Origin of the sequence: Modicisalibacter luteus DSM 23508, assembly GCF_000378505.1 — a bacterium.
Lineage (GTDB): Bacteria > Pseudomonadota > Gammaproteobacteria > Pseudomonadales > Halomonadaceae > Modicisalibacter > Modicisalibacter luteus.
Genome location: NZ_KB899997.1, coordinates 106511 through 119718 on the forward strand (window position 1 = coordinate 106511; position 13208 = coordinate 119718).

The 13208-nt window shown below is 62.5% G+C and carries 14 protein-coding genes; 7 read left to right on the plus strand and 7 right to left on the minus strand.

All coding sequences use genetic code 11. The features are described 5' to 3' along the window. The first annotated feature begins 139 nt into the window (after positions 1-139). Complete coding sequence (locus F568_RS0114150) at positions 140-1531, plus strand: SLC5/6 family protein (RefSeq protein ID WP_019019400.1); 1392 nt, start codon at positions 140-142, stop codon at positions 1529-1531. Positions 1532-1555: 24 nt separating this feature from the next. Here the strand turns inward: F568_RS0114150 and F568_RS0114155 are convergent, their stop codons facing one another. Then, on the minus strand, positions 1556-2473 hold the full coding sequence (locus F568_RS0114155; RefSeq protein ID WP_019019401.1) for a LysR family transcriptional regulator: 918 nt from the start codon (positions 2471-2473) through the stop codon (positions 1556-1558). 128 nt (positions 2474-2601) lie between these two features. Here F568_RS0114155 and F568_RS0114160 point away from each other — a divergent pair, with 128 nt between their 5' ends. From F568_RS0114160 to F568_RS0114175, 4 genes are all read left to right on the plus strand, one after another. Next, positions 2602-3045, plus strand: a complete 444-nt coding sequence (locus tag F568_RS0114160) for a DoxX family protein (protein ID WP_026300553.1) — start codon at positions 2602-2604, stop codon at positions 3043-3045. A gap of 34 nt (positions 3046-3079) precedes the next feature. Continuing rightward, positions 3080-3775, plus strand: coding sequence for a pirin family protein (locus F568_RS0114165; RefSeq protein ID WP_019019403.1), 696 nt, complete (start codon positions 3080-3082; stop codon positions 3773-3775). Positions 3776-3873: 98 nt separating this feature from the next. Next, entirely contained in the window at positions 3874-5565 is a 1692-nt protein-coding gene (ilvD, locus tag F568_RS0114170; protein WP_019019404.1) for a dihydroxy-acid dehydratase, read from the plus strand. A gap of 4 nt (positions 5566-5569) precedes the next feature. After that, positions 5570-6058: a metallophosphoesterase family protein gene (locus F568_RS0114175; RefSeq protein WP_019019405.1), complete on the plus strand. Its 489-nt coding sequence runs from the start codon at positions 5570-5572 to the stop codon at positions 6056-6058. 28 nt (positions 6059-6086) lie between these two features. Here the strand turns inward: F568_RS0114175 and F568_RS0114180 are convergent, their stop codons facing one another. From F568_RS0114180 to F568_RS0114195, 3 genes are all read right to left on the minus strand, one after another. Further along, the gene (locus F568_RS0114180) at positions 6087-6758 is read right to left on the minus strand and encodes a hypothetical protein (RefSeq protein ID WP_019019406.1); all 672 of its coding nucleotides are present in this window, start codon (positions 6756-6758) and stop codon (positions 6087-6089) included. Positions 6759-6870: 112 nt separating this feature from the next. Further along, on the minus strand, positions 6871-7362 hold the full coding sequence (locus tag F568_RS0114190; protein WP_019019408.1) for a methylated-DNA--[protein]-cysteine S-methyltransferase: 492 nt from the start codon (positions 7360-7362) through the stop codon (positions 6871-6873). 1 nt (position 7363) lies between these two features. Beyond that, a complete protein-coding gene (locus F568_RS0114195) occupies positions 7364-8746 on the minus strand; it encodes an AlkA N-terminal domain-containing protein (protein WP_019019409.1) in 1383 nt (460 codons plus the stop codon). Between the two features lie 151 nt (positions 8747-8897). Here F568_RS0114195 and F568_RS0114200 point away from each other — a divergent pair, with 151 nt between their 5' ends. Next, positions 8898-9437 (plus strand): YaeQ family protein, encoded by a 540-nt coding sequence (locus tag F568_RS0114200; RefSeq protein WP_019019410.1) that lies wholly within the window; start codon positions 8898-8900, stop codon positions 9435-9437. A 2-nt stretch (positions 9438-9439) separates the two neighbouring features. On the opposite strand, the gene F568_RS22935 is transcribed toward F568_RS0114200, so the two are convergent. Together F568_RS22935 and F568_RS0114210 are read right to left on the minus strand one after the other, a co-directional pair. After that, the gene (locus tag F568_RS22935) at positions 9440-9727 is read right to left on the minus strand and encodes an XRE family transcriptional regulator (protein ID WP_019019411.1); all 288 of its coding nucleotides are present in this window, start codon (positions 9725-9727) and stop codon (positions 9440-9442) included. Between the two features lie 108 nt (positions 9728-9835). After that, entirely contained in the window at positions 9836-10522 is a 687-nt protein-coding gene (locus F568_RS0114210) for an SDR family oxidoreductase (RefSeq protein ID WP_019019412.1), read from the minus strand. Between the two features lie 120 nt (positions 10523-10642). Here F568_RS0114210 and F568_RS22940 point away from each other — a divergent pair, with 120 nt between their 5' ends. Next, complete coding sequence (locus F568_RS22940; protein WP_019019413.1) at positions 10643-11770, plus strand: hypothetical protein; 1128 nt, start codon at positions 10643-10645, stop codon at positions 11768-11770. Between the two features lie 25 nt (positions 11771-11795). On the opposite strand, the gene F568_RS0114220 is transcribed toward F568_RS22940, so the two are convergent. After that, positions 11796-12899, minus strand: a complete 1104-nt coding sequence (locus F568_RS0114220) for a malate dehydrogenase (protein ID WP_019019414.1) — start codon at positions 12897-12899, stop codon at positions 11796-11798. Between the last annotated feature and the right edge of the window lie 309 nt (positions 12900-13208).

The following is a 13208-nucleotide window of genomic DNA, read 5'->3' on the forward strand; positions in this document are numbered from 1 at the left end:
AAAAGGACGAGGGAGCGAAGTTTACGCATGGTAAATGAGCATCCCAACATCCTGTAACGCCGCATGGTCGAGTGCAGAGGCTTCTTGCTGGGCTGACCCTGGAACCTGATCCGGTTAATACCGGCGGAGGAAGAGCGACATGCTGTACGCCACCCTGGCGGCGCTGGGCGCTGCCTTGTTGCTGTTTGCCATTCTTGGCCTGCGCGCCAGCCGCGCCGGTACCAATCTCGACGATTACGTCACTGCGCGCAATTCCCAGAATGCTTCGACCCTGGGACTGTCTTTCCTGGCCTCGGGCATGGGTGCATGGATTCTTTTTGCGCCGCCGGAAGTGGGGGCGTTCGTCGGTCCTGTAGCGTTGGGGGGCTATGCGCTTGGTTCGGCACTGCCGTTCATCGTGCTGGCGTTATGCGGTCCAGCGATTCGTCGTCACCTGCCCGAAGGGCGCAGCATCGGCGAGTTCGCGGCATCGCGCTTCGGTAATGGCGTGCGCCGCTACGTGTCGCTGATTTCGGTGCTCTACATGGCCTGCTTTCTGGCCGCGGAGTTGACCGCCATCGGCGGGATTACTGCGCTGCTGTCGGGCGTACCGGGCGGGGTGGTGGTCGTCGCAGTCGCCGCCATCACTTTTACCTACACCGCCTTGGGTGGGCTGCGGGCGAGCCTGGTCACCGATCGTTGGCAGGCCCTGTTGTTGATCGGGCTGCTCGCCGTGGTGGGCGTTGTTGCCCTGCAGCGCCTGCCAGCCATGCCGGCCGAGGCGATGCTGCCCAGCGCGCCGACCGGCAGTGCGCTGGGCGTCGCGCTGACGCTGGTGATCGCTGTGACCGCGGCCAACCTCTTTCATCAGGGCTACTGGCAGCGTGTATGGGCGGCCAAGAACGGGGCGGCCTTGGGGCTGGGCGCTGTGCTGGGCGGCGTGACGACGGTTGTCGTCGTCACGGTAGTCGGAGGACTGGGCATTCTCGCGGCAATGAGCGGAATAGGACTGGGGGAACCGCCGATGCCGTTCTTCGCACTGCTCAGCGAAGCGCCGGGCTGGCTCAAGCTCTTGGCGCTGGTGCTCGCGGTAACGCTGGTCGCCTCCAGCGTGGACACGCTACAGAACGGCATTGCCTCGCTGGCCGTGGGGGATGGCCTGTCGCGGCGGGGGTTGTCGCTGAATGGCGCGCGTTGGCTGACGGTGGCGCTGATGGTGCCAGTCGTGATCATTGCGTTGCAGGGCGTATCGGTGCTGCGCCTGTTTCTGATTGCCGATCTGCTTTGTGCGACGGCCGTAGTGCCGGTGTTGCTGGGCTTGTGGTCGCGCATGAGCACGATAGCGGCCGTGAGTGGTGGTTTGGCAGGACTGGTCGGCGCCGTGTTGCCGGGATGGATTGCCCAAGGCAGTTTGCAGGCCGGTCTGCTCGCAGCGAGCTTCCCCGGCGGTGTCCCGACATTGGCGCCTTTCGCTGGCGCGCTGGTGGCCTCCTGCGTGGTGGGCATACTGGTTGCGATGGTGAAGCCGCGGCCCAGCCCGCAATACACCTAGGTGGCGCCTCACAGCACCCGGCACTCAGTTGCCTGTTGCTCGGGCGCAGGCGGCCTGGCACGTGTCCTGCAGGGCATGTGCCAAGGCCCGGGTCGCCGGTCCCGCCCCGTCACGGTCCGCAAAAACCATATACAGCGTTTCCTGCCGACTGCCCCCTTCGATGAGCGGCAACGGTTTCAGCTGGCCCGCGGCCAACTCTTCCCGGATATGTTCGCGCGGCAGCCAGGCGAACCCCAGCCCCTGAGTGACAAACTGGATTGAAGTCTTGAGGTGAGACACGGTCCAGCGCTGTTCGGCGCCGAGCCAGCCGGCATCCTGACGGCGCTTGAGCCCACTGTCGCGGACCACGAACTGGCGATGACCGGCCAGGTCCTGAGATGTCAGCTCACGCTCTAGCTGGTGCAAGGCATGCTGGGCATGGGCGACAGCAATGAACTCGATCGGCATCAATGCCTGCCCAAGAAAGCCAGGCGGCATGCGATTGGTGACGATCAGGTCAGCCTCATGATTAAGCAGGGCCTCGTGGGTACCGGAAAGCACCGACTCGATCAGTTGTACCCGAGTGGCGCGGCTCTCGGGGACGAAGGCAGTCAGTGCCCGCCCGAGCAGGTCGGGCGGAAAGATGATCTCCACGGCCAGCCGGACTTCAGTCTCCCAGCCTTGTGCCAGGTTATCGGCCAGTCGCTCCAGGCGAAGGGCCTCGTCGATCAGCACCCGGGCGCGTCGCAGCAGTGCCTCGCCGGCGTCCGAGAGTTCCGCCTTGCGCCCGCGTAATGTCAGCACATCGACAGGCAGGTGCTCCTGCATGCCCTTGAGGGCATAGCTTACCGAGGACTGGCTCTTGTTCAGCGCCTCTGCGGCCTGAGCGAAGCTGCCTTCGTCGACCACCGCCTGAAGGACTGCCCACTGTTCCAGGCTGATACGGGGGATGCGTGTCGTCATGAAGCGGGCCTCATGGATATGGAATCATCGAAAACGTCGATCGTTTTGCGCTAAACATTGCGACATTTCCGGTGAAAGCAGCGCGTATCCTGAGTTCAGTGACTCATCACCGAACTCAGGAGTCTTTCATGAAATCACAAATACTCTCTCAGATGGTATCCACCCGCTCCAGCCTGGCGACACTGGCCCTGCGCGTGCCGGTGGGGCTGATCTTCATGGCGCACGGCGCCCAGAAGTTGTTTGGCTGGTTCGGCGGTTACGGTCTCGAAGGGACCGGGCAATGGTTGGCATCGATCGGTATCGAGCCGGGGTATCTAATGGCGCTGCTGGTCGGTGGCGCCGAGTTTTTCGGCGGGCTGGCGCTGCTGCTGGGCCTGCTGGTTCGTCCGGCTGCTGCAGTGCTGGCCTTTGCCATGTTGGTGGCGATCTTTAGCGTGCATATCGGCAATGGCCTGTTCATGAGCAATAACGGTTACGAGTTCGCCTTGGCCCTGCTGGCCATTTCGGTCTCGCTGGTCTTCAGTGGTGCCGGTAGCGTGTCACTCGATCGCCGCTGGGCGCAGCACGTCTGACTTCATCTAGCCACTCCAAACGGAGGAAATCATCATGATCGTTCGTCCAGGGAATCAGCGCGGTTACGCCGACCATGGCTGGTTGCGCTCTTTTCACACTTTCTCGTTCGCCAACTATTACGATCCTGCGCATATGGGATTCAGGGCGCTGCGGGTGATCAACGAGGACCGTGTCGAGGGCGGCAAGGGCTTTGGTGCTCATGCCCACCGTGACATGGAAATCATCTCCTACGTTCTGGAGGGCGAGCTGGCTCACCAGGACAGTATGGGCAACGGTGAGATCATCCGTCCCGGTGAGGTCCAGCGTATGTCGGCGGGCACCGGTGTGCGTCATAGCGAGTTCAATAACGCCAGGGATCGCCAGGTACACTTTCTACAGATCTGGATCGAACCTGAGCGTGCCGGTATTGCGCCCAGCTACGAACAGAAAGCGTTTCCCGTGGCCGATCGCCAGGATCAGTGGCGGCTGGTCGCCTCGCGCGATGGACGAGATGGCGCAGTCACGGTGCATCAGGATGTCAACCTGTACGCCTCGCTGGTGGCCCCTGCACAAGCACTGTCGTTCGTCGTGCCCGATGCCCGCCACGCCTGGCTGCACGTGGCGCGCGGCAAGGTCGAGATCAATGGCCAGGCACTGTCGGCTGGAGATGCCGCCGCCTTTGAGCCTGGCGAGGCCATCGACGTGACGGGGCTCGAGGACGCAGAACTGCTGTTGTTCGACTTGGCCTGACACAGCGACGGACCAAAGAGAGGGGCTTCGGGTTTGCAACCGAGGCGGTGCATGGCCAGACTCTGATCTGACCATACATACCGCCGCGGAGAGAGACCATGAGTGAAGAGACCCCCCAGGACAAGCGCCGTCGTTACTCCGGCCCGGTTGTCGACGGTCCGGGAAAGGCCGCCAGCCGCGCCATGCTGCGGGCGGTGGGGTTCAGTGACGAAGATTTCACCAAGCCCCAGGTGGGCATCGCCTCGACCTGGAGTCAAGTCACGCCGTGCAATAGCCATATCGACACCTTGGCCGAACAGGCGCGTCTCGGAGCCGATGTGGCTGGTGGCAAGGGTGTGATCTTCAACACCATCACCATCTCCGACGGTATCGCCAACGGCACCGAGGGCATGAAGTACTCACTGGTCTCACGCGAGGTCATTGCCGATTCCATCGAGACGGTGGCCGGCTGCGAGGGGTTCGACGGCTTGGTGGCCATTGGTGGCTGCGACAAGAACATGCCGGGCTGCATGATGGGGCTGGCACGTCTCAACCGGCCCAGTATCTTCGTCTATGGCGGGACCATCCTGCCCGGCGAGAACCACACCGATATCGTCTCGGTATTCGAGGCCATGGGCGCCCACTCACGTGGCGATATCGACCGCATCGCCGTCAAGCAGATCGAGGAGACAGCGATTCCCGGGCCGGGTTCGTGCGGTGGCATGTATACCGCCAATACCATGGCGTCGGCGATCGAGGCGCTGGGCATGAGCCTGCCCAACAGTTCGGCGCAGAACGCCGTCTCGCAGACCAAGCGCGACGATTGTCATGCCGCCGGTGAGGCGGTGCTGGAATTGCTCGAGCGTGACCTCAAGCCCAGCGACATCATGACCCGCGAGGCCTTCGAGAATGCCATTACCGTGGTCATCGCACTCGGCGGCTCGACCAACGCCATACTGCACCTGATCGGCATGGCCAGTACCATCGGTGTCGAGCTGTCGCTGGAGGATTTCACGCGCATCGGTAAACGCGTACCGGTGGTTGCCGACCTGCGCCCCAGCGGTCATTACATGATGAGCGAGCTGGTCGCCATCGGCGGCATCCAGCCGTTGATGAAGACGCTGCTCGATGCCGGGCTGCTGCATGGCGACTGCCTGACCGTGACCGGCCGGACGCTGGCCGAGAACCTGGCCGACGTGAAACCCTACCCGGATGACCAGCAGATCATCATGCCGCTGGACAAGCCGATCAAGGCGCAGAGTCACCTGCGTATCCTGTACGGCAACCTGGCGCCTACCGGCGCAGTAGCCAAGATCACCGGCAAGGAGGGCACGCGCTTCACCGGGCGCGCCCGGGTGTTCGGCTCCGAGGAGGAAGCGCAGGCGCGCATCAACGACGGTACCGTGGTCGCTGGCGACGTGCTGGTGATCCGCTACGAAGGGCCCAAGGGCGGCCCGGGCATGCGCGAGATGCTCACGCCGACCTCGGCGATCATGGGGCGCGGCCTGGGCAACGACGTAGCGCTCATTACCGACGGACGATTCTCGGGTGGCAGCCACGGCTTCGTGGTCGGCCACGTGACGCCGGAAGCCTTCGAGGGCGGCCCCATCGCCCTGGTCGAGGATGGTGACGAGATCACCATCGATGCCGAGGCCGACGTCATCGAGGTCAATATCAGTGACGACGAACTGGCACGACGCCGGGCCGACTGGCGTCAGCCCGAGCCGCGCTACACACGAGGCGTGCTGGCCAAATACGCGCGTACTGTGAACTCTGCATCCAAGGGTGCCGTCACCGACGTGCTGGAATAATGGAATGGCTGCGCCGGTTCACGATATAGCTTCGCCGATCGGTGTCATCGCCGATACCCACGGCACGCTGCGCGACGAGGCGCTGGTGATGCTCGATGACTGCGAGCTGCTGCTGCATCTGGGCGACGTGGGTAGTCGTGAACGTGACGAGGAGATTCTGGCGCGTCTGGCCGGCCTGGCGCCGCTGTATGCCGTACGTGGCAATATCGATACGCCTGGCTGGGGCGAGCGGCTACCCGTGACTCAGGATCTCGTCGTCAATGGCTGGCGATTGCACCTGGTCCATGATCTTGCCGACTTCGCTCCTGATACAGCTTGCGATGCCGTGCTGCACGGGCATTCCCACAAGCCGCGCAACGAATGGCAGGATGGGCGGCTGCTGTTCAACTCGGGTGGGGGAGGGCGGCGGCGTTTCAAGCTGCCGATCACCGTGGGCAAACTGTGGGCGGATGCGCGCGGATTGAGAGGGGCGATTCTGCACCTACCGATCTGAGACACGGCAGGTGCAGCAAGCATTTCGGTTACTGAGCACCGTTATCCATCTGCTGCCGGATCATCTGCTCCATGGTCACGGCGTTTTCCGGCAACTCGAACGTACTTGCATCAGGAGAGGCATCGGCGATTTCGGCGACCTTGAAACGCTCGCCGAAGCGCAGCATGCCCTGATCACGCTCGAGAATCGCCTTACCGATCGGGTCGGTGCGGCCCATGACGGCTTTTACATAATCCTGGAAAGCGCCCAGCATCTCATGCGCCAGCGGATCGTCGCTGAGCACCAGCGTATCTTCGTGGCTCTGGCCGCCGCGGTCGGTCCACGCGAGGCGGTATACATCGCCTTCGATACCGGCGACGGTTTCCGTCTTGCCGGTGGCTTCCAGACTATCGACGGTTTCTGCCTGGGTGGCCATCGCGCCGGCGTCGTCACCCATCGAATCGCTCATTTCCCTGAGCATCGACATATCCATGATGAGTGGCTGTCCGCCCTGCTGGGTCACCATGTATCCCTTGCCATCGCGCATCAGCATATAGCCATGCTGCTGTTGGCTGGGAAAATCCATGCGCATCTTGTCGCCGGCCCAGTGGATCTGCATCTGCATGTTCTGCTGGCTGTCGTTCGAGGTGATGGTGGCCTTGCCGTCGGCGAATGCCGGCATGGCAGCAGCGAACATCATCCCTGCGAGGAGCTTTTTCATGAGGTTCTCCGAGGTCGCATCCTTGAGTAGGCGTAGCACATATGGTGTCACGCAGCACGTCGTTACCGTGCCTACCCTAGCCAAGCCGGATGATGCGGCCAAGTAGCGGGACTCATTTATCCCCTTGCAGGGCGAAATCCCGGTGCGCCCGTTCGTGGGCCAGCAGCCACTGCTTGCGTGCGATTCCCCCCGCATAGCCGGTGAGCTGGCCATTGCTGCCGATCACCCGGTGGCAGGGCACGATGATCGCCAACGGATTGCGGCCATTGGCGGCACCTACGGCTCGATGACTCTTGGGACACCCGATCCCGGCAGAGATGGTCGCATAGCTGCAGGTTTCGCCGTAGGGCACGTCGCGCAAGCGCATCCATACACGCTGCTGGAAATCCGTGCCTGCCGGGCTCAGGGGCAGATCGAAGTGCAGGCGTTGCCCTTCAAAATACTCACCGAGCTGCGCCTTGCAGCGCTCGAGCAGCGGGTGAGGGTGGGGCGGCTGTGTTGGTGCGTCGACGAACAGCAGGTGTGTAATGCCCTGATCATCGGCACGAATTTCCAGCAGGCCGAGGGGGCTTTCGCAGGGGGAGATAAAGTGATCCACGTACATGTCAGCGATTCCACAGTTGCAGGGTCAGGTAACTGCGCCAGGGGGAGGCGACTTGCGGGTCGAGCCGTATATCGTCCTCGCCCAAGGCGCTCAAGGCCTGTTTCACACCGAGGTCACCGGCCAGCCAAATGTCGGGGTGGCTGGTGCCACGCAAGCGTGCATAATCCACCGTCCACGGGCCGATGCCCTTGAGCATTTGCCAGTGCGCAGTGTCATGCGATGCCGGGTTCTCGCGGTACCAGGCGGCGAAGCGGCGCAATGCTTCGCGGCGAGCACCGGGCATGCTCAGAAACGCCAGGTCGCTCGCGGCAATCGTGTCAGGTGCCGGGAAGGTGCGGCGTAGCCCGCCACACGCCTCGGCCAAGGTGTCGCCGAGTCTGTCGACCAGGACCTGACTCTGGCGCTTCGCGGCATCGACCGATACCTGCTGGCCGAGGATCGCCCGAATGCCCGCCTCGAACAGGCACCATGTCCCGGGCAGGCGCAGGCCCTCGATGAGGGGCAGGCCGGGGATTGCCGTGGCGAGGTGAGCCTCTATCGCTCGGGTGTCGGCATCCAGGTCGAGAACGCGTCGGATATTGGTCACGACCGGTTTCATGACGCTTAGATCGTCGAGCTCCAGCGTGACCTTGAACCCATGCCGCCGGGGATCGTGAATGGCGGTAAAGCATCCCTTGGTGTGCTGCCAGGCAAACGTACGGCCATAGCTGTTCTCATCGATCCACTCAAGTCCGTCGATCCGGCGCTTCGCCAGGAAACGCTGCATGACTGACCAAGCATAGGGTGGACGATAGGCCAGGTGAAGCGTCAAGCCGCCAGCGGTGGTGCCAGCCTGACGGCGAAGCTGGCTTGGCGCCAGGCCCATGTGGGTGCGAAAGCAGTCGTTGAAGCGACGCAGGCTACGAAAACCACTGGCATAAGCAATGGTGGTCACCGGTAGATGGGTCTGGTGGAGCAATTGCTTGGCGAACAGGCATTGCTGATAGAGCGCATAGTGTTTCGGCGAAACGCCGAAGCGGCGTTGGAAAAGCGCGCGCAGATGACGATCGCCAATCCCTAGGCGTGTGCAGAGTTGTTCGAGCGAGGCATGTTGCAGTGCGCCTTCATTGATCAGCCGTAACGCGCGCTCGAGTGTGGTGTCAGTGCCTTTCCAGGCTGGCGAGCCAGGCGCGCTATCGGGGCGGCAGCGCAGGCAGGGACGATAGCCGGCTTTGGCGGCCTCGACCGCACTGGCGTAGTAATCGACATTGTCTTCCTGTGGCGGCGTGGCCGGGCATACCGGGCGGCAATAGATTCCGGTAGTCCTGACGGCAGTGAAGAACTGGCCATCGAAGCGAGCGTCACGTGCAAGCCGCGCGTACTGGCAGGTTGCCCGGTCCAACATGCGCTTACCCTCCGCGGGTTGTGGTTGCTTGAATTCTACCTCGCGGTTGGGCAAGGACTCGCCGGAAACGGAACTGATGCCGGTACGGCCTGGGTGGGCGGCGTGTCACCTGCAGGTTATGCTAGGCCCCCATTTTTCAGGAAGTGCTCCCATGGCCCTGACTGCAACGCCTTACAAGGCCGATATCAGCCTGTCCGATCTGGATCGTGGCGTCTACGCGACGCTGCGCTTTACTGTGGCTCGCCATCCATCGGAAACCGAGGGGCGCCTGGCCTCCCGTCTGTTGGCCTATGCGCTGTGGCATGCCGAGAGTCTCGCCTTTGGGCGCGGACTGTCCGACGTCGATGAGCCGGCACTATGGGAAAAGAGCCTGGATGGTCGCGTTCTGCATTGGATCGAAGTCGGCCAGCCCGATGCCGAGCGCCTGACCTGGTGTTCACGGCGCACCGAGCGGGTATCGCTGTTGGTGTACGGCAACCGTCGGAGCTGGGAAACACATGTGTTGCCCAGCGTGGCTTCGCTGGGCAATCTCAGTATCGCGGCACTATCTCAAGAAAGCTTGGGCGCGCTGGCCGAAGACCTGCCGCGGAGCATCAAGTGGGCAGTAATGATCAGCGAGGACACATTGTTCGTCACCGACGAGCAGGGCCAGCACGAGTTGGCGCTCGAGTGGCTGCAGGGCGGCCGGTAGAGTCAGAGGGTCGGCGTAGCGTCGTCCTCTTCCACCGTTTCGCGCAGAGCCTGCAGTTCGTCGACCGAGAACTGCTCAATACGTCCTGCGAGTAGATCACTGATGCGTTGGGGGGGGATGCCAGCGCGACGGGCGATTTCCCGGTTGCCTAGTTCCGAGAGGGCGATGCGGCGAGTGACGACGCGCATCAGGCGGCTGCGTTTTTCCATGTCGCGAACATCGAAATCGCTTTTCCACTTCGACGGCTGTGCGGAAGAAGCACAGCCGTTCATCTGTCGTACAGCGTCCATGAGGCTCCAGTGCCTTACCTATGACGGTGTCAGGATGCGCAATTTTTTTGTCTTGCGCTAGTCCCCAAACATGCCATTGATCAAGTTTTTTGTAGTTGCCTTTCCAGACTAGCCCATGGGTGGTGTTGGACGCACGAGGATTTCGTTGACATCGACATGGGGCGGTTGGCTGACGGCATACAGCACGGCATTGGCAATGTCCCTGTCCTGCAGGGCATGCTCCGGCGACTGATCAAAAAAGGCGGTATCGACCATGCCGGGTTCGATCAGCGTGACGCGAATGCCGCTGCCGCGCAGCTCTTCCCGCAGGTTGTAGCCGATCCCGGTCACCGCCCACTTGCTGGCGCTGTACATCGAGCCGGGAATGGTGGCGCGGCCGGCGGCGGACCCGGTGAGCAGGATGTGCCCCCGACTGCGGCGCAAGGCAGGTAGCGTGGCCTGGATCGTCAGGCCGACACCGTAGACATTGGTGAGCAACAGTTCGCGCCACGACTCATGATCAGCTTCACTGAAGCCCCCCGGAGCACCACCGCGCCCGGCATTCGCGAAAACGGCATCGACGCGCCCGAACTGCTCTAACGCCTGCTCGACCATGGCGCGCTGGTCTTCCATAGACGTCACGTCACAGGAAACCGCCAAGGCCTTCTCGGGGCCGAACTCCTTGACCAAGGCATCCAGCTTGTCCGCGGAACGTGCGGCCAATACCAACTGGTAGCCTTCGCGATGGGCCGCTCTGGCAGTGGCGGCGCCGATCCCGCTGGAGGCGCCGGTGATCAGGAAAACTCGGTCGTTCATAAGGCCTCTCCTCATCTTTGATAACTAGGATGGTAATTAACCCGGCAAGCTGCAAATGTGCGATGAATCGACCGTGCCGGTCGGGACCTGTACGTACAGGGCCATTGAAGGAGCGTATCCATGAACATCGGTTGGCGGGTGGGATTGGCCGTTTTGCTCGACGCGGCTTACCTGGCGAGTTACTGGTTCGTGCCGGAGCTTCCATGGCTGAGCTACGGCCTGTTATTGGGGTGGATTGTCGGTGGTGTGGCGGCAAGACGATGGTGGGTGAGGTTTATCCCGACGCGCTGGCAGGCGGTGTTGCTGGCGCTCAGTCTGGTACTGCCGTGTGTTTCCTGGGTAATGTCGCGTCAAGCGGCACCGGCCGGGCTCTCCGGTCCCCGTCATGGCGTGGGGCAACGGACGGCCATGGCGTTTCTGCTAGGGCTCGTACTGCTGGCGTCGGCAAGTGGTCTGGCCGAACGTCGCGTGTTGGGGCCGGCGATGGCGCCCGTCGAGATCACGGCGGTAGACACGCTTAATCGATCGCTGGCCTTGGCGGCCGCTTCCTACGCTTCAGCCCGGCTCATTGATCGCGGCATTGCGCTGGTATCCGAAGCCGAGTTGACCCTGCCGGTAATCGGGGGCGTGGCGGTCAAGCCGGGACAATTCTTCAAGCCCTTGCAGGACATGGCCGAACGCTACTCCGATGTCATGGTCGTGGCGATGGCCTCTGTCGGCATCCAGCGTGTGCTGATTGAGCTCGGCCACAGTGCGTCAGTGGCGGTGTTGGGCAGTACGGTGGCCCTGTTCCTGCTGATCTCGTTGCTGTTGCCTCTGGTGGCCTGGCGCCTGGTTCGGCTGGCGCGTGGGGCACTGGTCCTGCTGATTGTTGCCCGGCTCATGGTGCCGCTGGCGGTGACCGGTGTCGCTGGCATCTCGGATGCCGTGCTCGAACCGCGGCGTGTCGAGGCGCAGCAACAGCTGGACATCGCCACCGCAGAGCTGCAGGAGGCGGATATAGAAGGGCTGAAGGCAGGGGATGGTGGTCTGTTCGACTGGATGCGCGAGCTGCGCGACGAGACGACGGCAATGGCACTGGACGTCCGCGGCTTTTCCGACGACATGGTGGATCGCTTTGTCCAGCTGCTGGTGGTCTATCTGCTCGAGACCGTAATGTTGCCCCTGGGCCTGCTCGCTGGCCTGTGGTGGGTGGTGCGCACGTTCACGATGCCGCCGACGAATGTGCCCGTCGAACGGCATCGCTAGCCTGCCGAAGCCGAGCTGGCTCCGTTCACATGACGCGATCGGTCCGCAGAACGCTGGCCGAGCTGTCGTCGTCGTTATCCTCTTCAGCATAGCGGATTGCCCCGGAGCGCAGGCGAATACTCAGATTGTTATGGGCCTCCTCGGTCTCCGGCAGTAGCAGATGCTCTACGGCGGCTTTCTCTTCCAGCAGTTCGGCTTCGGTGGCTTTCAGGCGCTGTAGGCTCGATTCGTCCATCGCCAGATTCTGGACGATCTGGTAGCGGCCGTAGCGGCAACAGACCGGGAAGGAAAACACGATACCCTTGGCGACTCCGTAACTGCCGTCCGAGACGATGCACATGCTGGTGAAATCCCCTGGCGGGGTGCCCAGGGCCCAATCACGCATATGGTCGATGACCGCCTGGGCTGCGGAGGCGGCACTTGACTGGCCGCGCGCGGCAATGACTTCTGCTCCGCGCTTCTGAACCCGTGGGATGAACGAGTTCTCGACCCAGTCCAGATCGAGGCCGGGAAAGATCGGCAGGCCGAACGCTTCCGCATGACGCAGGTCGGGATACTGGGTGGCACTATGATTGCCCCAAACCGCGACTCGGCGGATATCGGCCGGGTTGTAGCCGGTATGGTTGGCCAGTATGCCCTTGGTGCGGTTGTGGTCGAGGCGGCTCATCGCGGTGAATTGCGACGGCGACAGCTCAGGCGCATTGCGACTGGCGATCAGGGCGTTGGTATTGGCTGGATTGCCGACCACTACGATCTTGACGTCATGGTTGGCATGGTCGTTCAAGGCCCGACCCTGGCGGCTGAAGATTTCTGCATTGGCTGACAGCAGGTCCTTGCGCTCCATACCCGGACCCCGTGGCCGGGCGCCGAGCAGGATCGCGTAATGCACATTCTTGAAGCCGGCTTCGGCGTTGTCGTGCAAGCGCACGGTATGCAGCAGGGGAAATGCGCAGTCCTCGAGCTCCATGGCCATGCCATGCAGGGCGGGCATGGCTTCCGGGCGTTCGATGAGTTGCAGGATGACTGGCTGATCGGGGCCGAACATGTCGCCGGCGGCGATGCGAAAGAGCAGTGAGTTGCTGATGCTACCGGCGGCTCCGGTAATGGCGATCCGGACGGGACGTTTCATGGCGTGTTCCCCAGGGTCGGATGGAAGCTGCGGCCACCGTGGTCTCCTCTTGTTGTATGTCGGAGTTGCCACTGGCGGGGCTCTGCGATGGCCGCCCCGGTGCGGCTAGCGCTCACAGGTACGCTTACCTCACCTTTGCCAAGCATAGCAAGGCTTGGCCCTGCTCAAGGTCAAGATGCAAAAAATCGGCAAACGCTCAAATAAAACATGCGTTGAACTCATCCATTCGTCGGGGCATGTTGGTTCATTACGATGAGATATCGTAAGTGTTTGAGCGCCAGCTGGGCTTGCTCAGTACGGGTTGAAGAC